18 protein-coding genes are annotated in these 19194 nt (G+C 56.9%); 7 read left to right on the top strand and 11 right to left on the bottom strand.

Annotation, left to right across the window (positions count from 1 at the left end):
* Position 1 precedes the first annotated feature (1 nt).
* Positions 2 to 1081 (top strand): hypothetical protein, encoded by a 1080-nt coding sequence (locus SQ11_RS11585; RefSeq protein ID WP_041514327.1) that lies wholly within the window; start codon positions 2 to 4, stop codon positions 1079 to 1081.
* A gap of 24 nt (positions 1082 to 1105) precedes the next feature.
* Here the strand turns inward: SQ11_RS11585 and SQ11_RS11580 are convergent, their stop codons facing one another.
* The 11 genes from SQ11_RS11580 to atpD form a co-directional block, all read right to left on the bottom strand.
* On the bottom strand, positions 1106 to 1999 hold the full coding sequence (locus tag SQ11_RS11580; RefSeq protein WP_041514326.1) for a diguanylate cyclase: 894 nt from the start codon (positions 1997 to 1999) through the stop codon (positions 1106 to 1108).
* A 9-nt stretch (positions 2000 to 2008) separates the two neighbouring features.
* Positions 2009 to 5341: a response regulator gene (locus SQ11_RS11575; RefSeq protein WP_041514325.1), complete on the bottom strand. Its 3333-nt coding sequence runs from the start codon at positions 5339 to 5341 to the stop codon at positions 2009 to 2011.
* A gap of 470 nt (positions 5342 to 5811) precedes the next feature.
* Positions 5812 to 6762: a F0F1 ATP synthase subunit gamma gene (locus tag SQ11_RS11570; protein WP_041514324.1), complete on the bottom strand. Its 951-nt coding sequence runs from the start codon at positions 6760 to 6762 to the stop codon at positions 5812 to 5814.
* On the bottom strand, positions 6759 to 8357 hold the full coding sequence (locus SQ11_RS11565) for an alternate F1F0 ATPase, F1 subunit alpha (RefSeq protein WP_041514323.1): 1599 nt from the start codon (positions 8355 to 8357) through the stop codon (positions 6759 to 6761). The genes SQ11_RS11570 and SQ11_RS11565 overlap by 4 nt, the downstream gene beginning before the upstream one ends.
* A 15-nt stretch (positions 8358 to 8372) precedes the next feature.
* A complete protein-coding gene (locus SQ11_RS11560) occupies positions 8373 to 9299 on the bottom strand; it encodes a F0F1 ATP synthase subunit delta (protein ID WP_052494197.1) in 927 nt (308 codons plus the stop codon).
* A 3-nt stretch (positions 9300 to 9302) separates the two neighbouring features.
* A complete protein-coding gene (locus SQ11_RS11555) occupies positions 9303 to 9584 on the bottom strand; it encodes a F0F1 ATP synthase subunit C (protein WP_041514322.1) in 282 nt (93 codons plus the stop codon).
* A gap of 135 nt (positions 9585 to 9719) precedes the next feature.
* The gene (locus tag SQ11_RS11550; protein WP_041514321.1) at positions 9720 to 10448 is read right to left on the bottom strand and encodes a F0F1 ATP synthase subunit A; all 729 of its coding nucleotides are present in this window, start codon (positions 10446 to 10448) and stop codon (positions 9720 to 9722) included.
* Positions 10438 to 10797 carry an ATP synthase subunit I gene (locus tag SQ11_RS11545; protein ID WP_232297985.1) on the bottom strand — a complete coding sequence of 120 codons (360 nt, stop codon included), beginning with the start codon at positions 10795 to 10797 and terminating at the stop codon, positions 10438 to 10440. Before SQ11_RS11545 ends, SQ11_RS11550 begins: the two co-directional genes overlap by 11 nt.
* Positions 10794 to 11174, bottom strand: a complete 381-nt coding sequence (locus SQ11_RS11540; protein WP_084226834.1) for an AtpZ/AtpI family protein — start codon at positions 11172 to 11174, stop codon at positions 10794 to 10796. The genes SQ11_RS11545 and SQ11_RS11540 overlap by 4 nt, the downstream gene beginning before the upstream one ends.
* Positions 11167 to 11556 (bottom strand): F0F1 ATP synthase subunit epsilon, encoded by a 390-nt coding sequence (locus SQ11_RS11535; RefSeq protein WP_041514320.1) that lies wholly within the window; start codon positions 11554 to 11556, stop codon positions 11167 to 11169. Before SQ11_RS11535 ends, SQ11_RS11540 begins: the two co-directional genes overlap by 8 nt.
* Positions 11553 to 13022 (bottom strand): F0F1 ATP synthase subunit beta, encoded by a 1470-nt coding sequence (gene atpD, locus SQ11_RS11530; protein ID WP_041514319.1) that lies wholly within the window; start codon positions 13020 to 13022, stop codon positions 11553 to 11555. Before atpD ends, SQ11_RS11535 begins: the two co-directional genes overlap by 4 nt.
* A 379-nt stretch (positions 13023 to 13401) precedes the next feature.
* Between atpD and SQ11_RS11525 the strand changes: the two genes are divergently transcribed.
* From SQ11_RS11525 to SQ11_RS11500, 6 genes are all read left to right on the top strand, one after another.
* Positions 13402 to 13719 (top strand): DUF190 domain-containing protein, encoded by a 318-nt coding sequence (locus SQ11_RS11525; RefSeq protein ID WP_041514318.1) that lies wholly within the window; start codon positions 13402 to 13404, stop codon positions 13717 to 13719.
* Between the two features lie 60 nt (positions 13720 to 13779).
* Entirely contained in the window at positions 13780 to 13947 is a 168-nt protein-coding gene (locus SQ11_RS11520; RefSeq protein WP_156972481.1) for a hypothetical protein, read from the top strand.
* 96 nt (positions 13948 to 14043) lie between these two features.
* The gene (locus tag SQ11_RS11515) at positions 14044 to 15756 is read left to right on the top strand and encodes a tyrosinase family protein (RefSeq protein ID WP_041514465.1); all 1713 of its coding nucleotides are present in this window, start codon (positions 14044 to 14046) and stop codon (positions 15754 to 15756) included.
* A gap of 48 nt (positions 15757 to 15804) precedes the next feature.
* The gene (locus SQ11_RS11510; RefSeq protein WP_156972480.1) at positions 15805 to 16185 is read left to right on the top strand and encodes a hypothetical protein; all 381 of its coding nucleotides are present in this window, start codon (positions 15805 to 15807) and stop codon (positions 16183 to 16185) included.
* A 154-nt stretch (positions 16186 to 16339) separates the two neighbouring features.
* Positions 16340 to 18349 carry a multicopper oxidase family protein gene (locus SQ11_RS11505; RefSeq protein ID WP_052494195.1) on the top strand — a complete coding sequence of 670 codons (2010 nt, stop codon included), beginning with the start codon at positions 16340 to 16342 and terminating at the stop codon, positions 18347 to 18349.
* A 187-nt stretch (positions 18350 to 18536) separates the two neighbouring features.
* Complete coding sequence (locus tag SQ11_RS11500) at positions 18537 to 19187, top strand: flavodoxin family protein (RefSeq protein ID WP_198140859.1); 651 nt, start codon at positions 18537 to 18539, stop codon at positions 19185 to 19187.
* Positions 19188 to 19194 lie beyond the last annotated feature (7 nt).

The following is a 19194-nucleotide window of genomic DNA, read 5'->3' as shown; positions in this document are numbered from 1 at the left end:
CTTGTGTGAATTACCAAAGCTGACGCGTGCCGCCTGCATCTGTCTTACCTGCGTCCTGGGCAGCTTCGGCAATGCCGCCTTTTCCGGTCCAGAAGCCAGCTCCGGAGCCCCGCAAAAAACGCTGACTATCATAGAGGAGTTTAACGTTCCCATTGCCGAGCTATCAGGACTCGCCATCGCGCATCCTATAAAAGACGGAAACCGGAGCGTGGAAGCGGGCGAGGAGGGCATCAACATTTATGCTATTGGCGATGGCAGCTACGAGATCGCCCGATTTCATATCGATGGGTCGTCGGGCGCGGCCATTATTGATACGCAGGATGTCGCGGATATGATGCGCACGCGCAAAGCGGACACCTCCCAGTGGGAGGCGATCGCAACGGACGGAAGAAACACGGTCTGCATGCTGAGTGAGAACCGTGGCGAAATCACCTGCCTCGACCATCGCCTGGAGCGCCACCTGGGAAGTTTCACGCTGGATGTTTCAAGTATCGGCTACCTCGACTTGGCCTGGGAGGCACGCCCCAATTCACGAGGCGAGGGGATGATACTCATGAAAAAGGGCCATGTTCTGATTCTCAAGGAAAAGCAGCCCGCGATGCTTGTTGAATTCGGCCCGGAAGGCGACGCTCCGATCGGTTACGGGCCGTCCACTTTCCTGGAGAAAGGCGAAGCATTCGCCGGGTTGAAAACGGATTCCGAGGAACCGATTGTCTATCGCGCAAACCGGACCACTTTTCCTGTTCAACGCAGGCTGGTGGCATTGAAGACATGGGAATTCTCCGGGCGCCTGCGCGAACTCGCCACGGATGCAAGCGAAATCACGCTCGGCCCGGACGGAAGCGTTTACCTGCTCTCGCAGGAGAGCGCCACCCTGATTCGGCTGCAAAAGATTCTGAAGCCTGACGAAGACAAAGTCTCGCTGGATCGCGGCGCGTACTGGAAACTTCCCGCCGGGCTCGAGAAAGCGGAAGGCCTCGTAATTGACGGCGATATGCATCCCTGGATCACCATCGATATCAAACAAACCGGGAAATTCAATTTCTTCCGGCTGTCTCCCATTGATGCCGCGGCTGAATAGAGGGTGTCTTACCTAGAGTCATAGTCATACTTTCGGATTTGAGAATTCAACGCGATTGCGGCCTGCTATCTTTGCCCGATAAAGCGCCCTATCGGCGGTTGCGATGAGTGTGCCCGCATCCTCCTCAACCCGGCTGCCGCCAATCGTTACCCCCAAGCTTACTGTAATGGGAATTGCCCCGGACTGGCTGTCAACAGGATCCATGCTAATGGAATTACGAATTTGTTCGGCCAGGGTTATCACATCATTCCCCGTACAGGCCGGTATCGTGATGAGGAATTCTTCTCCTCCATAACGCCCGATCCGATCATGAGGGCGCAGCACAAGGCGCATGCGCCGGGCTGCTTCTTGCAATACCGTGTCGCCTGCGGGGTGTCCGTAGGTATCGTTGATTCGCTTGAAGTGATCGAGGTCGGCTACCATAACACCAATGGAAGTGCTCTGACACGTCGCCCGTTCTACTTCTTCCTCCAGGTGATCCATGATTGCGGCCCGATTCCATACGCCGGTAAGGCGATCGTACGTAGCCTGCATATGCAGTTTTTTATGCAATGCAAGTATTCGTTCCGCTACCCGCAAGCGGGCTGCCAGCTGTTCTTCATCGAACGGCTTGGTGATGAAGTCATCGGCACCCGCGTCCATGCCCTCAAGATAGCTGCCCTTGCTATCCAGCGCGGTCAAAAGAATGATGTACGTATATTGCAGGCTGGGTTCGGCGCGAATCATTTTGCACAATTGCGGACCATCGATATCCGGCATCATCCAATCGGAGATGAGCAGGGAATATTCATCCTGTTTCCAGGCTTCCCAAGCCTTCTGCCCATTTTCCACGGCCGTTACCGCGTACCCTAATTTCCTGAGTGTCGCGCCAAACAAAAGCCGTGAGGTGGTATCGTCTTCAGCTATTAATATCTTCATAATTGGACCCTATGGGATGGGAGGTTCGGAATGCATATCCTCCAGTACGGCAATTTCGGCCTTCACGCGGTCGAATTCGTCTTCAATCCGTTCCATCAATACGACCGCTCCGGTCATGCTGCCGGCTTTACCCAGCGCTTCCAGCTTCTGAGCAATATCCGCCATCTGCTGCGCACCGACACTGCCACTGGCGCCTCTGAGGGCGTGAGCCGTCTTGCGCAGAAGTTCGATATCGCGCCCATTCAGGGCGGTTCGCAGGATGCCGATGCGCTCAACGCTCTCGTTCAGGAACGACATGAATATCTGGCGAACCAAAGAAGGCTCCGTCGCGTTTCCCAAGGCGCGTAGATTTACAATGACTTCGGCACTCAATGCGGACGGAATATTGGTGGGAGATGAAGGCCCTGGCGATGAGGAAGGGGCAGGGGGATCGACAGGAACCGTTTTCTCATTCTCCGTCCGGGATGGCTGGGCATCATTTTTCTGTTCCCAGCCGCTCTTTTGCCCCCATCGTTTCAAGGCGGCGGCAAAATCTTCCTGTTTCACCGGTTTACTGATGTAGTCATCCATGCCGGCGAGCAGACAGTACTCCTGGTCTCCCTGCATGGCCTGCGCCGTTACCGCAATGATGGGAAGCTGCGATTTTGCGCCGGGCCGGCGGCGAATCGCAGCAGTGGCCTCGAAGCCATCCATTTCCGGCATCTCGCAGTCCATGAACACCATGTCATAGGGAAACGCCTCTACCATCTGCGTGGCTTCCCGGCCATTGGCGGCGATATCCACATGGCAGCCTAGATTTCTCAGCATCATCGCGCCGACAATCTGATTGGTGGCATTATCCTCCGCCAGAAGCACATGCATGCCAGTGAATGGGGAGTTCAAACTTTCGGTTACCTGGTCCTCACGAGTTTCCGGAATAGGCTGGCGATCGCTGATGAGATCTATGGAGCGGCGGCGGCAGTATGCGTCCCAGACGTCCACCAGTGTCGACAATAATTCCGATTGCCGCGCCGGCTTGACCAGATAGGCTGAAAAACCGATTTTCTTGAGCCGTTCCCTGATATCGCCCTCTTGTCCCAGAGAACTCAGCATCACCAGCTGGGTGTCGTGCAGCAAAGGATCTGTTTTGATGGCGCGGCCCAGGCCTTCTCCATCCATCCCCGGCATTTGATAATCGAGGATTGCGATCTGATACGGGTCGCCGGCGGCATGAGCTCCACGCAATGCCCGGAGCGCTTCCGCGCCGGTTGCGGCGCTGCCGATGCGCATTCGCCAGACGCGGATCTGCTCCTGCAGCACGAGGCGGTTGACCGAGTTATCGTCCACGATTAATACACGGGCACGTGCCAGTTCCATATGCGGGCTCAGCGCGGCCGGCTGATTCTGCTGCAGGGGCAGGCGAAGGGTAAACCAGAACGTTGACCCAATGCCAACACGACTCTTCGCGGCGATGGTTCCATTCATCAATTTCACCAGCTGCTTGCTGATAGCAAGACCCAAGCCTGTACCCCCATAGCGGCGCGTGGTGGAGGTATCCGCTTGCGTGAATTTGTCGAAAAGCGTCTCCAATTTGTCCGCCGTGATGCCCAGCCCGCTATCCTCGACACTGATGCGGAGCTCGACCTCATCGTCATCGATCGAGTCGGTTTCGACATTGATGAGTACATGGCCCTTATCGGTGAACTTAACGGCATTGTTGGTCAAGTTCGTCAATATCTGGCGGATACGTCCCATATCACCGATGACATGGCGTGGCACATCCGGGGGGTAGCGCACGATCACATTCACGTCATTCTTTCTGGAAGGTTGCATGGCGATCATGCCCGCCACTTCTTCAACAGCCTGAAGCAGGTCAAACGGAACGGGTGCGATAACCAGTTTACCCGCCTCGATTTTGGAGAAATCAAGAATGTCATTGATAATGGTGAGCAACGTTTCGCCGCTTGCGCGTGCCAATCCCGCCAGTTCGCGCTGCGATGCGGTTAACGAACTATTCAGAAGCAGACCGATCGTCCCCAGCACGCCATTCATCGGCGTGCGGATCTCGTGGCTCATGTTTGCCAGAAACTCGCTCTTGGCACTGCTGGCAGCCTCGGCTGCCAGCCGCGCTTTGTGCAGCTCCATCTCGATACTCTTCCTTGCGGTGATGTCCTGACCGGAAAAGTAAAACTCCTGGATTTCCAGTGTGGTGGTGATATTCCACGAAACCCAGCGGAAAGAACCGTCCTTGCAGCACATCTGGTTCTCAAAGGAGACGGGCGTACCCGTTACGAGTTTATCCAGCTCCCGGGCAGTGCTCTCACTGGAACCGGGCCAGACAAATTCCAGGAACGGCCGGGACAGCAACTCCTCCGGCGAGAAGCCCAGGAGCTTTTTCCAGGCAGGGTTCAACCGTTTGAAATAACCATCGGAACCCGAGATGGCAAGAAAATTCAGGGACTGGTCAAAGTAGCGATCGCGTTCCGTTTGCGCGGCGATAAAGGCACGGGAAAGACTGCCTATTTCGTCACTTGAATCGATCTCGAATTGAGGGGCGGGGTCCATTTTTTCGACATGCCTGGTTTCGTCTTCGAGCCGAACGAGATTCTGTACTTTTCGCCGCACGACCCGGTAAGAGAGCACGAGCCACGTCGCGACAAGAACGAGCGTGAAAAAGACACCGTAGACATAGAAAGTGGTGCGACGCTGGGCGGCAGCGACCGCATCGAGCGTGCGCGCATCGAACAATTCGTAGAACTCGTTAACCCGCCGCATCATTTCGGCCTTGGCGATATGATAGTCCTCACCATGTAGGATGCGGCGGGCCCACTCGGGGTCAGGGGCTCCCCGTGTGTCGAACTGACCGGTGGGGTCTTGAAAGCGTCCTTTCATTGCGTTGAATGCGCTGCGTTCCGACTGTACCAACTGGTTTGAAATATTTTCGGCCTCCGTAAGCTTTGCAAGCTCCGCCGCGGTGAATCCGGCCTCCTCCATCCGGCTTCGCAAGGAAATCTTCTGGCCTTCCGTATCGGGCTGGAATTTGGGGTCGCCGATTATGAGATCCCAGTAACTACGCTCATAGTGAAGGGGCTGCTCCAGCTCGCCGTTGCGGATCGCAAGTATTTGCCAATAACAACGTTCAAACCTCGGGTCGCCGGTATCCACATAGGCGCGGACCATAGTGGTCATATCATCCGAAGACTGGCGCAGCTCGTCAGCAACGAGGAAAGAGGTGTAGCGAACACTTTGGACTTCATCGAGCTCCTGCTGCCCGAAGAAACGGAGCGCGATAAAAAACACGAGCAGGGAAAGAAGCACCCCGGTTACGAGGTAAAAGATATGACTCAGTTTCCGGATCGTCATGATTCTTCCTTGGGTGCGGATCCACCGTGCGCAAAAAAATTCGGAGCAAGCCGGGCTTTAATTCGATATTCCGTCGCCCTGGATCAACGTAACTGCCGCCGGTACGTGCCGTACGGCCAGGGTGGGGCGATGTTGCTTGCTCCTGGCACCCGCGTTACCATTCCAGGTTGATATTGCGACAGCAGGCTGGGCGTACAATGCCCATGCTAAAAACAGATCTGGCAGAGGGTTTGCAAACTAACCCGTTCCCTTATGCCCGAGATGCAGTCAGGCATTAAATAACAAACGGCTATTTACGAATAGCTGTAACATTTTACAGGTGCGTTTGTGGGATCTTCGATGCCCCTGTATTCAAGACATCCACCCAGCTTGCTGGATGAAGCCGCTGGATATGCGCGCCACATTCCCGCGTGCCCCACGTGTCATGGGCCACGCGAACAGTCCGCGGGAACGCGTCCTGTCCTCATCGATCATCCATCCCCTCTATCCACCGGCCGTATTGCCTGCTGCGTCCCCGCCAGCGCTTCCACACCTGCTATGACATCGAACAATTCCTCGTCGATCTTGCTTTGGCGCAGGCGATAAAACGTCTGGTGAAGATCCGCACTCAATTGATCGATGTTTTTTTCGGCACGTTCCATCGCCGCCAGGCGGCTTGCATTCTCGCTTGCGAGGGATTCGGCGCAGGCGCGGAAAAGCGAGACGAACAGGTACTCCCGGATAAGCGCCTGTAGCGTCGCGGGACCGCCACCCATTACCTCCGGCAGGTTCCTAGTTGGCCAGCGGAGTTTGGCCAGATCGTGCCGCCAGGCAGCATCCAGGGGCAACAGGCGCTGATGGATGGGCGCATATACGGCTCCTGACTTCGAGTTATTGTAGAAAAGATAAAGCTTCGATATCTTGTCCCTATCCTCCCTTCTCCACTGGACATCGCCGTCCACCCGTTCCGGCGCGAGCATTTGCAGCAGGATATGTCCTACCAGCGGGGCAATGGCCTTGACCGAAAGCGGAACAGCGAGAAGTCCCGCCAACGGCGTGCCTGTAAGCGCCAGCCGGTCATGCACGCGCTCGCCTACCGCCCAGATTTTTTTGTTGCCGGGCAGAGCCGCCAGTGTCTGGGCGGCGTAATCTGCCACGACATCGTTGAATTGCCCCACCAGCCCCTGATCCGAACCGAACACCACCGCGCCTGTCATGCCGATATCTTTTTTCCGTTCCGCCGCCGCTGCCGCGGGTCCGCCGGTGCGGAAGCAGACGCTCAGACCAAGCTGCACGGTACGGTAATAGCCATCCAGCGCATGCACCGACTTCTCGTATTGTCCGATGCTCGCCGCCGCCAGCGCCTTCATGGTGCTAACCACCGCGCGCAGATCCCTGGCACCCTCGATTTTCCGGCGCAAACTTGCAGTGGTCTGGCTCATGGTTTTTCCTGCCCCGAACCGGCCCCGGGTTCGTTCTCAAGGTCCGCCTCGGATTCCGGTTGCAGCGGGAGCTGAAATCCGGCCAGTGCCTTGCGTAAAATTTCCAGTATGGATTCTCGATCTTCATCGCTCAGATCCGCGGCGGTTTCGACGCGCGCGCGTATCCTGGGTGGAATGTCCGCCGCCGCCGCTTGGATAGCGTGCTCGGCATCTGTCATGCGGTCGAGCGGCACATCGTCAAACAGTCTGGCGGTCAGCGCCAGCAGTACGGCAATCTGTTCAGGCACGGTAACCGGGGTGGACTCGGGCTGCTTGAGGCAGGCGCGGATACGCCGCCCGTGTTCGATAATTCCCCGGGTGTCCTCATCCAGCCGGGCACCGAAACGGGCAAAAGTTTCCAGTTCTTCAAACTGCGCATAATCCAGTTTCAGATCGCCCGCCGCCGTGCGGTAAGCGCCGCGCTGTGCCTTGCCGCCAACGCGTGAAACGGATTTGCCGACATCGATGGCGGGCAGTACGCCTAATTCAAATAATGACGGGGAGAGGTAGATCTGACCATCGGTGATGGAAATCAGATTGGTGGGAATATAGGCGGAAATATCCTGCGCCTCCGTCTCCACAATCGGCAGCGCGGTCAACGAGCCGCCACCGAGCGGGCCGCGCAGATGCGTGGCACGTTCCAGCAAACGCGAATGTATATAAAAAATGTCGCCAGGATAAGCCTCGCGTCCCGGCGGCCGGCGTAGCAGCAGCGAGAGTTCGCGATAGGCGCGTGCGTGGTGGGTCAAGTCATCGTATACGATCAGCACGTCGCGGCCCTGTTCCATGAAATATTCCGCTATGCTGGTGGCGGCATAGGGTGCGATGTAAGCGAGGCCGGGAGGGTCGTCGCCTTCCGTCACCACGACGACGGTATACTCCATCGCGCCATTTTCGCGCAGGGTGGCAACCACCTTCGCCACGCCCGAGGCACGCTGTCCGATAGCGCAATAAACGCACAGTACATTCTGGTTTCGCTGGTTGAGGATCGTATCGAGCGCGATGGCGGTCTTGCCTGTCTGCCGGTCGCCCAGAATCAATTCGCGCTGACCGCGGCCCACCGGTATGAGCGCATCGATCACCTTGATGCCGGTTTGCAGCGGCGCCGTGACGGGTGCGCGATCCATGATGTGCGGGGCGGTGCGTTCGATCGGCAGACGCCTGGTGGCAATGACCGGCGCCTTGCCATCGAGCGGACGCCCCAGCGGATCGATGATTCGCCCGATCAGACGGTCGTTCACCGGTACATCCATCACGTGCTCTCTCCGCTCCACTTCATCGCCGGTATGCAGCTGCGAATAATCATCGAGCAGAATCACGCCGATCTCATTCTCCTCGACATTGAATGCGATGCCATATGAATCACCGGGGAACTTCAACACCTCATCGAAGCCCACGCCGGGGAGACCGGATACTTTCGCGATGCCGGAGGCGATGCTCGTGATAAGGCCTGTCTCGCGCAATGCGAGTTGCGGCGTCCAGGATTCTCGTGCCTGCGCTAATTGCGCGAATGCGCCATCGAAGACACTTTGCAAATTTTTGGAGGGCGTGTTCATGGGTTTAAGAAGATTTCAGGTTCGGGGTTTCAGTACCGTAACCTTCTCCTGCCCTTTGTTTCTTTCGTTGACGCTGCTTTCCGCTTCAGATTGAGCCTCAGCTTCAGGCCTGGATTCCGATTCCAGCCCGGCTTCAATGTGGTTCTTCAACAGCTTGCCTATCTCCTTTTCCAGCGACGCGAGATAACCCGCGATACTCCAGGCCACCTTGTGTCCGTGCGTGACGAGTTCAATGCCGCTGATCAGTTCCGGTTCGGTCGCGAACCGGACGGAAATATCCGCACCCAGGCTTTCCTCGATCACCGCTTGAATCGCCTCTTGCTGCGCCACCGGCAAATCAAACGCGCTGCGAACCAAAATGCTGCCTGCCGTTCCCGCCGTTGCCAATACCGCGGGCGCCGGTATGGCTGGCGAGGGTGGCGTCTTGATTGTCGAAGCCAGCCGCGCCTTTTCATTTGGACTCAACTCGCGCATGCGCCGGATAAAGGCTTCCGCAATATGCGCCTCGAGCGTGGTATTGGCGAGATCGGCCAGCACCTTGCGGGCAATGGCAAATACTTCCGTGCCTATTCGCCGTGTGAGTGTTTCGCTCAGGCTCCGATATTCACGTCTCAAGGCCTCTTCTCGTCTGGCGCGCAAATTATCCGCATCCTTTCGCGCGGTGGCGATCAGCCGCTGGCGTTCGGCATACGCCTCGGCCGAGGCATTGCTCAAAAACACCGCCCGCTGTTGCTCCAGCTCATCAAGCTTGTGCTGAAACTCGGAGCGCTCTTTTTCCGCTTCCGCTTTTTTCGCGTCGGCACTGGCAAGTTCGGCTGCAATCCGCCTTTCTCTCGCCTCAAGGGCCTTGAGAATGGGTTTATAGAAAAAACGTTTCAACAACCACACCAGAATGAGGAAATTGACGGCTTGAGCAACAACGGTGAACCAGTCGATTAGCACGGATTATTTTCCCGCGGCCTGTGCAATAACGTGATTCCAGAACGGATTAGCAAAAATGAGGATCATGGAAACCACGAAACAGTAAATTGCCAGCGACTCGATAATCGCCAGGCCGACGAATAGCGTGCGGGTGATGGTCGCGGAGGCATCGGGTTGCTGCGCCAGAGATGTTAGCGCCGTGGCAACCGCCTTGCCTTCGCCCAGCGCCGGGCCTATCACGCCCAAGCTGATCGTCAGACCAGCCGCGAGAATCGATACGATTGCGATGAGGGTCATGCTGTCCATGGCTTCTCCTTGTGCTTATTTGCGTTACGGACTATCGGTTTGGCGCTGGTTTGATATACGGGTTCCATATGATTGATCGTCATATTTATTCTGCATAAATACCAACGTGGATATATGAGCCTCGCCCCCATCATTTTATTTTCCGATTTTTTCCTTATCCGGTTCCTGGGGTGCGGCCGCGCGTTGATCACCATGGCTGGCATGGTCGGAGGTAGCGGCCGCGATGTAGACCGTGGCCAGAATACTGAAAATATAGGCTTGCACCATGCCTGTCACCAGGCCGAGTGCGCTCATGACAATCGGAAAGACAAACGGCGTGATGGTCAGCAGGATCGCGAGAATCATCGTTCCGCTCATCATGTTGCCGAACAGGCGGATAGCCAATGCCAGCGTGCGCGAAAACTCGCCGATGATGTTGAATGGCAGCAAGAGAGGCGTCGGCTTGAGATAGGAACTCAGGTAGCCGCCCAGTCCTTGCTCCTTTATGCCATATATCGGTACGGCGATAAAGACGCAGATCGCCAGCGCCGTGGTGGTCGAGAGCGAGCCGGTGGGCGGTTCATAGCCGGGAATAACGGTAAATAGACTTGCCGCCGCGATAAATACGAACAGCGTGCCGAGAAAACCGAAGTATGTTTGCGGCTGGCGCAAGCCCACTTCCCTGATCTGGTTGCGGATGGCGATAACAATGATTTCCAGCAGGTTCTGCCAGCGGGAACGTTCCAGTCCGATGGAGAGCCTGCCGGTAATGGCTTTTGAACCTGCGGCCAGCACAAACATCAATACCCAGGTATAGACAATCGTGGCATTCAGCTTCAGGAAGCCGTATTCCCAGAAAACGATATGGTCGGGACTAAGATGCATGTCCGGCCCCCCGTACAGGCTTGCCCGCCAGCGGCTCGGCGGGTAATCCAGTGGATAAAGGCGCGGACAAAGGAGCCGGAAAAAGCCGCGTTGCCGCCAGCCGCGCGATGGTGAATCCCAACAGCCCCGCAAGCAGGGTTTTCCAGCTGTCCCCCGGCAGGTCCAGCAGAAAATAAAAACCCGTCATGACGACGCCTATCCGCAGGAGCAGGCTGCCCATGAACCAGAGGCCCGTCCGGCTGGATGAAATGCCACGGCGCACAGTCCACCACAGGCCGCCGAAGAAAATCGTCCCCAGAAGAATCCCCGTTACCACCGCCAATGCCGGGCTCCATAATTCACTCATCATAATTTCTCCTTGTCGGATTGCTCCGGCTCCTCATGGGTTTCTTTATCCTCCTTGTCTACCCAATACCAGGCATTCACACAACCCATGATCAGACCAATAAACAATAGCATCAGTGTCCAGGAATGCTTCATCGGGACGTTTTGATCCAGCCACACACCCAGCGCCGCGCCAGCCAGCGTCGGTACCACTACCGACCAGCCCACCAGCCCTATCATGCCCAGCCCCGACCAGACCGTCTGCGTACCCCGGCGCCGCGCCATGAGCTTGTGCGCCGCCCTGACGCCCACCCGGCGGCTTAATTCCGGCTCGCCCCCGCCTGTGGTGCCCATCTCCCCGGTCTTTTTCCTTCCCACTTTTTTTTCCGCTTCTTCATTCATGATGAAATTCCGCGAAGCGGCGAATGAAACCGCTTTCCATCTTCGCCACTACCCGGCGCAAACTCAACTCCTGCTCATCAAGATTCAGAAACTCATTTTCCACGGTCTCGCGCAAGGTGGCGAGATCGGCTCCCGCTATGGCATTGCGCACCGAAACCAGCACCTCCGCCCCCGTTTTTATGAGGATACCTGCGTCGACCGCCACGTAGACTTCACCTTCTTCCTTCGTCTCGAAAACCAGGATTCCCGGCACCAGCGCGGCCACGCAGTCGAGCCGGTTGGGCAGGAGTCCGAACGACCCTACACCCGTCTCGGCGACAATGCGGGTTACGCTAGTCCTGTCGGTGAAAATACTGTAGGGCAGAAGAATTTTAAGATTCATGAAGATTCATGCACCACGTTTATTTCGGAATCCGGCTTTGGCCTCGAATTCGGACCAGGCTGCGGCTTTATTCCTCCTTTTGCAATTTTCACCTCATCAATCGTCCCGATCATATATAGCGCCCGCTCCGGAACGTCCTTGAACTCATCCTGGAGAATGCGTTCGCAGCCATCCAGCGCGTCTTTGAGACTGACGAGCCTTCCCTTGATGCCGGTAAACTGCTCGGTGGTGAAAAAGGGCTGGGTAAAGAAACGCTCCAGCCGACGCGCACGGGCAACCACATTACGGTCTTCCGGAGATAGCTGCTCCAGTCCGAGCATGGCGATGATGTCCTTGAGTTCCGCATATTGCGCCAACGTATGCCGAATCTCGTGCGCGATCCGGTAATGCCGCTCGCCGGTAATGCCCGGTGTGGCCATTTTGGAATTGGATTGCAATGGATCGATAGCCGGATACAATCCCTCGCTGGCGCGTTTGCGCGAGAGCACGATGGATGCGGAAAGGTGGGAAAAAGCATGAACCGCCGCAGGGTCAGTAAAATCGTCGGCCGGAACATATACTGCCTGAATCGACGTGATCGCACCGGTATCGGTATTGGCGATGCGTTCTTCAAGTTGGGCCAGTTCCGTGCTCATCGTCGGCTGATATCCGAGGCGCGACGGCATCTGACCCATCAGCCCCGACACTTCCATGCCCGCCTGGATGAAGCGAAAAATATTGTCCACCAGCAGCAATACATCGCGATGCTCGTCGTCACGGAAATACTCGGCCATGGTCAGCGCCGCATGACCTACACGGAACCTTGCACCGGGAGGCTCATTCATCTGGCCGAACACCATCACCATGTTTTCCAGCACGCCTGCCGCCTTCATGTCGCGGTAGAGTTCCTCCCCTTCGCGGCAGCGTTCGCCTATGCCGCAAAAAATGCTGACCCCCTCATGGTGCCCGGCCACGTTATGAATCATCTCGGTGAGCAATATCGTCTTGCCTACGCCCGCGCCGCCAAGCAGGCCTGCCTTGCCCCCTCGTTCCAGGGGCATCAGGACATCAATGATTTTGATACCCGTCTCAAAGATCTCGGATTTGGTGGAGCGCCGCGCCAAAGGGGGCGACGAGTGATGGACGCTACGCCATTGGATGTTTACGGGCAGCGGCTGACGGTCGATGGGGTTGCCGAAAACGTCGAACACGCGCGCGAGCGTGGCGCTGCCCACCGGCGCCATCAGCGGTCCGTGCGTATCCGTGACCGGCATGCCCCGCGCCAGACCCTGCGTTGGGGTCAGCGCGATTCCCCGCACGTTTTGCCGGTCAAGCTGGGACAAAACCTCGATAACGATTTTCCCTTGCTTCCCGGTACGCAACAACGAGTGGATAGGCGGCACGCGATTCTCAAACCGTATGTCCACAATTCCTCCGCGCACCGAAACAACCGAGCCGGATTCCGGGGAAGCAGTTGCAGTATTCATGTTCCCTCCGTAAAGCAAGGCAACGATAATTACCCTATAACTACTTTATGTATAGCACGGGTGACACGATCCGGGTAATACGATACTAATTTCGTGCCAGTAACCTGAAGAACCGAAGTGAGGAAGTGACGAGGTGCGGATAGGTTGTGACTATTTTGCAGGTCGATGGTTAAAAAGCGAAATATGATCCGGCCCGAAACTTTGGCAGCCAATGTGCTTTAAGTCCGACAGGCTGCTGGCCGTCAATAAAAACCGTTTTTATCCAGAGAAGTGTCCGAATAAATTCTTCAGTTTGCCAGCGGAGATGCGGCGGACGATGCTATCAGCCAAGGCGCGACTGTTCGTTATCATCAATCAGTGAAATAAATGGGAGGAATGCATGCAAGGCACATTTCTCAAGTTTTATGTAAACGAATACCGTGAACACAACGGCATACTTCTATACGAATGGCTGCTGGAGCGTGCGAAAAAATGCGGGATTCATGGAGGCACCGCGGTTCGTGCCATGGCCGGTTTCGGGCGGCATGGCATATTGCATGGCGAGACTTTCCTTGAACTGATTGCGGATCTGCCAGTGGAAGTGGAGTTTGTCCTGGATGAAGAAGAGGCCAGGCGTTTTCTGAATTTATTGCAAGCCGAGAATGTGGATCTGTTTTACGTCAAATTTCCAGTCGAGTACGGGTTTTTGCCGGAGTGACCGCAAGCTGACCCGTAGGTTATGCATGTTTCAGCATTCATTTTTCCACAGGAGCCAATCATGAATGAATTCATGGCTGTAGCCTTCCCGGCGAGTCTCGGGCCTCCGCAGGCGCCAAGGCTATTAGGGATGCCGCCGAGAACCTCAACCGGGCAGCAACAGCACCTGCAGGCCCGGTTAGCAGCCATTGAAACGCAGGCAATGAGCGAGGTGCATGGCACTCTATGAGAATTTTCTCAACCTGTAAAATCTTACAGCTATCCGGGGATGCCGTTTAATTATCTAATCATGGGATACAACAACAACCAAAATAAGGCTCTTCCCATGCAAAATAGTGAACTGCAATCATTATCCATGTCCCGGCGGGAGTTTCTGAAAACAACGGCCGCCGCCGCTACCGCGGTAGGCGCAGCCACCCTTCCATTTGGCAAGCTCTTCGCGCAAGAATCCGCGAAGTACCGGCGCCTCAACATCTCAAGCCCGGAGGCGAAACGCACCATCGAGAGTTACAAAAGGGCAATCCGCGCGATGCTCGCCCTGCCGCCGTCCGATCCGCGTAATTGGTATCGTATCGCCTTGACACATACCATGGACTGTCCGCATGGCAATTGGTGGTTCCTGGTATGGCATCGCGGCTACATTGGCTGGTTCGAGCAGATTTGCCGGGAACTCAGCGGCGACTCAGCCTTCGCGCTGCCCTATTGGGATTGGAGCGAGAACGCAGACCCGCGAAAGCCGTTTCAGCCAAGCGTCCCCGCTGTCATGTTCGAGGATGTGCTTACCCCCACTGATCCCATCTATATCGCGCACTACAGGGAATTCCAGGCTCGCTACCGGGACATAGTGGCGAAGGCGGATTATTGGAAGCGTATCTATAAACCCAGTGGTGAATTTGACGATCGAACTCAATATGGCCAGCTCCTCGCTCGCGGTATCCGCACACCCGACGACCTTTGGTTCGACATCATCGACGACCCGCGCGGCGCGTTCTTTTTTGACCAGGCCCATGCCCGCGGCGTGACAAAAGCGAAACCGGGACTAGATGGTAAAACGGCGAAGGCTGTTTCCCTGCAAACACTGCTGGATGCGCTCGCACCGCGCGATTTCCTCACTTTTGCGAGCCCCAAAACAATGGGGCACAGCGGATTGACCGGATTCGGCGTTCTGGAGGGTCAACCGCACAACAGAGTACATAATTGCGTGGGCGGTATCTTTACCGATCCCAACGGCAACACCACCAATAGCGGCGGATTCATGCAAGCCAACCTGTCTCCCGTCGATCCCCTCTTTTTCCTGCATCACTCGAATATCGACCGGTTGTGGGACGTATGGACCCGCAAGCAACAGGCGCGTGGTTACCCCGTTCTGCCGCAAGGTGCGGATCTTGAGGCGTGGTCTGCGGAGCCGTTTCTGTTCTTTGTCGATTCGAAGGGGCGGCCCGTGAGCAAAACGACCGCCGGCGACTACGCCACGATCGGCGATTTCAATTATGCCTATCAGCCGGGATCGGGCGAGCAAGTGGTGCCGTCAGCCCCTGCCGCCGGAGCGCTCAGGGCGGAGGCGGTTACCCGAATAGAGCGTTTCAGCGCGCAAATTACCAGGCCGACGGCAAGCGCGGCCGAGACCGCGAGCGGTGCCGTGATGATTCCGCCAGCGCTGCTCCAGGCGGGAACGGGACCGGAGGCGCCAAGGCTTTTTGCGCAGGTGACGATTGCCCTGCCTCCGCTGGCGCATGGCCGCGATTTTGCCGTTCTGGTCAATGCGCCAGCCGGCGCGGCGGGTGCCGACCCCTCGAGCCCGCACTATGCAGGCACGCTCTCCATGTTCGGTCATCACGTGGTGCATGCGCCCGTCACCTTTACCATACCATTGTCAACTACGCTCGCCGCGATGCATGAGGGGAAACTCCTGAAAGCGGATGCGCCACTCGATATCCGGATCGTGCCGGAGCAGATGGCCGCGCATCGGGTACTGGCGGCGAAGCCCGGCATGGAAGCAAAGGCCAATGTCCTTTCCATCGTGGTGGAAGCGCACTGAGCGGGAATGAAATATAAGCGGTCAACTGTCGGATTTAGGATCATTATCGTGTTGGTATTTTCTGCCACGTGCGTAAGCTGCACGAAAGCCGAGGATGACCACCATCAGGGAATTATCGAGCTGGCCCTTACCCGGCCGGCCACCTCGAAGGAAGCGGTGTGGCTGGAGATCCGTGCGGGCACGCTTCCGCGCGGGACGGAAATACGGGTCAGCACACGCAAAGGAATACTACTCGGTACCGTATCGCCCTTCGGTGCGCAGCAGGGGCGGGAGGCCGTCACATACACCATTCCGCTTCCCCAAAACACTATCACGAATAATCGCGTCCATTTGCGCCTTACCGTCGATACACCAGGCGTGCCTGCACGCGCGCCGCAACCGGGTGAAGTGGAAAGCATCAATCTGATTTATGTGCCGATCAGCTTTTAGCAGCCTGGCGGGCACTTGGGAAACACGCGTTACCGGGTACGCGACGGTTTTGTGAATCCGCTATTGCTCTAATCACCCTGTGGCGGTCTCACCCAGAAGGTGAGAGTCAAATAACATGAAATATTTTTATTAATCATTATTACTGATCTATTAAATGAGCGATCAACTACCGGATTCAGGTTTAATTCCGTTCCGCGTCTCCACGCTGTCCGCATTCGCATTGTGCGCCCTGGCATCCCTGGCGAATGCCCAGCCGGAAGATCCATTGGAAAGCCCTCGCGTGGTTGAAAACCCGCCATTGCTGGAGATCATCCGCCCGGCTGGACCGCGCCCTGAAGCGCGCATGGCCGCACCCGGGGGCATGCCCGCGCCAGCGGCGGAGGCGGCATTGGATCTGAACGTCACCTATACCAATGGCAAGATCTGGAATCCCGCCGAGCAACGTTACGACGCAGTGAGATTGCGAAGCTACCAAGGCAAGGAGGTCAATCCTGACGTTCCTTACGTGTCGCCCACCATCTCCATCCTCCCTGGTGAGACGATCCGCATGACATTGCATAATCAGCTCCCGCCGGACCCCAGCTGCACCAAGGAGAGCAAGGACGTCAACATACCCCACTGCTTCAACGGTACGAACCTGCATACGCACGGCCTGTGGGTGAATCCCGCGGGCAATGGCGACAACGTGCTTATCTCCATCAATCCTGGTGTCAGCTTCCAGTATGAATACAAGGTACCGTCCGACCATCCGGCGGGCACATTCTGGTATCACACACATCGGCATGGCTCCACCGCATTGCAGGTGGGCAGCGGCATGGCTGGGGCACTCATCATCCGGGGCACGCGTTTCCCGTCGCAGGAGGCGAACGGCGATATCGATACCTTGCTCGTGCCCACCGGTACCCAGCCTTTTACCGAGCGTTTGCTGGTTATGCAGCAGATCCAGTACGCTTGCCGCGACGCGCAGGGGAAGATCAAGACAAATGCGGATGGCAGCTACAAATGCGATCCGGGCGATGTCGGCGGTGTCGAGGGATACGATCAGTTCGGCCCCGGAACGTGGCCTGCTTCGGGCCGCTATACCAGTATCAACGGCCAGATTCTCCCCACCTTCAGCGGCGCCAGGACGGGGCAGATTGAACGCTGGCGAGTCATCCATGGCGGTGTTCGCGACACTATCAATCTACAGTTCCGCAAACTCAAGGCGGGCGGCCGCAGCCCCACCCTGTTGACGGCGGCCCAACATAACGCGTATGTGCAAGAGAACTGCACCGGTCCCGCGCTGCCACAACACTTGATCGCGGCCGACGGGCTGACCACAAAGGCCGTGATCAAGACCGATGTCACTGTCTATCAACCCGCCTATCGCTGGGACACGCTGATGGTTTTTCCTCAAGCGGGCGTCTACTGCGTGATTGACGATGCCGCCCCGCCATCTGCGAGTGTGGAACAGGCTCCCCCGTCACGCCAACTGCTGGGCCTCGTCACCGTCGAGCAAGGCCACTCCGTTCCTCGGGACATCACTGCCTATCTGACCCGGGAGCTCGTCGCTGCGGCCAGGCTCAACATGCCTGAACCCATCCAGTCCAGGGTGGCAAGCGACCTGCGCCATGGCTTGAAGCTAACCAAATTCGTGCCGCATGCCGACATCAAGGATGATGAGGTTACCGGCACCCAGGAACTCCGCTTCAATATAGACGTCAACAAGAATCCGGTGGAGTTCCAGGTGAACGGCAAACCCTATGATCCGGGCAGGATCGACCGGGTGCTTACATTGGGCGGCGTGGACGAGTGGACGTTGAAGTCCGATTTCGTCAGCCACCCCTTTCATATACATGTCAACCCTTTCCAGATCGTCAAGATTCTGGACCCCAACGGAAAGGACGTCAGCACACCGGACGCCGTGGATGCCATTGATGCACCCGACCCGCAATACCGTGCGCTGAAGGGCGTGTGGAAAGATACGCTATGGGTGAAAAACCTGGTACCGCCAGGCAAGCCGCCCGGCCAGTACACGCTGGTGGTGCGCACCCGTTATCAGCGCTATATCGGCGAATTCGTGCTGCACTGCCATATCCTCGACCATGAAGACCAGGGAATGATGCAAAACGTCCGCATCGCCTTGCCGGATGGCGCGGGACGCGTAAGCCAGGCCCATCATTAAAAGTCTTCAAACTGGGCATACCGTACTTGAGCGGGTGGATATGAACGTAATCCATATGCATGAAAATCCGCCGAAGCAGGCCCCATATGAGAGCGGGGCGTAATTCCGGACAGTTTATTTGCCTGTTCCAGCCTACATAATTTGACTGGCTAATTCAATTGCAAGTAACATCTCCGCGGGGTGCCGAATGCCCTACCAGGGAGGATACATGCAGGCATTGGTTTTCAGCTCCAGCCCCCGGCGAAATGGCAATTCAGCCGCATTGGCACAGGCGGCAGCGAAAGGTCTGGAGGAATCCGGCCATGAGGCAAAGGTCCTGTTCGCCGACGATGTTGTCACCAGCTTTCTTAAGGATTGCCGACAATGCCGGAAAGTTGACGGCGAATGCGCGATCGAGGATGGGTTTCGGTCTGCGTTTCTGGAGGAGTTCCTGCCCGCCGATGGCTTCATCGCGGCGACACCCATTTACTGGTACGGCATGTCGTCCCAGCTCAAGGCCTTCTTCGATCGCATGTTTTGTTACATTGCCGCCTCCTATCCGCAATCGCCTTCGGTCGTGGAGCGCATGATGGGAAAGCGAATCGGCCTGATTTTGAGTTCGGAGGAGACATTTCCGACTGTTTCGGCCGGAATCGTCCAGCAGATCCAGGAATATAGCCGCTACACGCGGTCGACTTTCGTCGGCCTGGTCCACGGCTACGGAAACTCTCGGGCCGATGTAGCGCGGGATCCTGATCAGCCCCTCGTGCGCGCCCAGCAGTTTGGCCGGGATTTCTTCAAGCGCCACGCCACGGATTACCAGATCGACACCCCCCGATCTGGGCGGGTTTGGGGATAGTTGCTGC

The sequence above is a fragment of the Nitrosospira sp. NpAV genome, assembly GCF_000832065.1.
Lineage (GTDB): Bacteria > Pseudomonadota > Gammaproteobacteria > Burkholderiales > Nitrosomonadaceae > Nitrosospira.
The sequence above is the reverse complement of the archived record's forward strand: the minus strand, read 5'-3'. Positions and strand labels throughout refer to the sequence as shown.

Excerpts from the sequence above, each read along its gene's own strand:
- SQ11_RS11575 (WP_041514325.1), bottom strand. The coding sequence starts at position 5,341 with ATGACGATCCGGAAACTGAGTCATATCTTTTACCTCGTAACCGGGGTG.
- atpD (WP_041514319.1), bottom strand. The coding sequence starts at position 13,022 with ATGAATACTGCAACTGCTTCCCCGGAATCCGGCTCGGTTGTTTCGGTG.
- SQ11_RS11565 (WP_041514323.1), bottom strand. The coding sequence starts at position 8,357 with ATGAACACGCCCTCCAAAAATTTGCAAAGTGTCTTCGATGGCGCATTC.
- SQ11_RS11520 (WP_156972481.1), top strand. The coding sequence starts at position 13,780 with ATGAATGAATTCATGGCTGTAGCCTTCCCGGCGAGTCTCGGGCCTCCG.
- SQ11_RS11540 (WP_084226834.1), bottom strand. The coding sequence starts at position 11,174 with ATGAATGAAGAAGCGGAAAAAAAAGTGGGAAGGAAAAAGACCGGGGAG.
- SQ11_RS11535 (WP_041514320.1), bottom strand. The coding sequence starts at position 11,556 with ATGAATCTTAAAATTCTTCTGCCCTACAGTATTTTCACCGACAGGACT.
- SQ11_RS11550 (WP_041514321.1), bottom strand. The coding sequence starts at position 10,448 with ATGCATCTTAGTCCCGACCATATCGTTTTCTGGGAATACGGCTTCCTG.
- SQ11_RS11515 (WP_041514465.1), top strand. The coding sequence starts at position 14,044 with ATGCAAAATAGTGAACTGCAATCATTATCCATGTCCCGGCGGGAGTTT.
- SQ11_RS11580 (WP_041514326.1), bottom strand. The coding sequence starts at position 1,999 with ATGAAGATATTAATAGCTGAAGACGATACCACCTCACGGCTTTTGTTT.
- SQ11_RS11505 (WP_052494195.1), top strand. The coding sequence starts at position 16,340 with ATGAGCGATCAACTACCGGATTCAGGTTTAATTCCGTTCCGCGTCTCC.
- SQ11_RS11570 (WP_041514324.1), bottom strand. The coding sequence starts at position 6,762 with ATGAGCCAGACCACTGCAAGTTTGCGCCGGAAAATCGAGGGTGCCAGG.
- SQ11_RS11500 (WP_198140859.1), top strand. The coding sequence starts at position 18,537 with ATGCCCTACCAGGGAGGATACATGCAGGCATTGGTTTTCAGCTCCAGC.
- SQ11_RS11555 (WP_041514322.1), bottom strand. The coding sequence starts at position 9,584 with ATGGACAGCATGACCCTCATCGCAATCGTATCGATTCTCGCGGCTGGT.
- SQ11_RS11525 (WP_041514318.1), top strand. The coding sequence starts at position 13,402 with ATGCAAGGCACATTTCTCAAGTTTTATGTAAACGAATACCGTGAACAC.
- SQ11_RS11545 (WP_232297985.1), bottom strand. The coding sequence starts at position 10,797 with ATGATGAGTGAATTATGGAGCCCGGCATTGGCGGTGGTAACGGGGATT.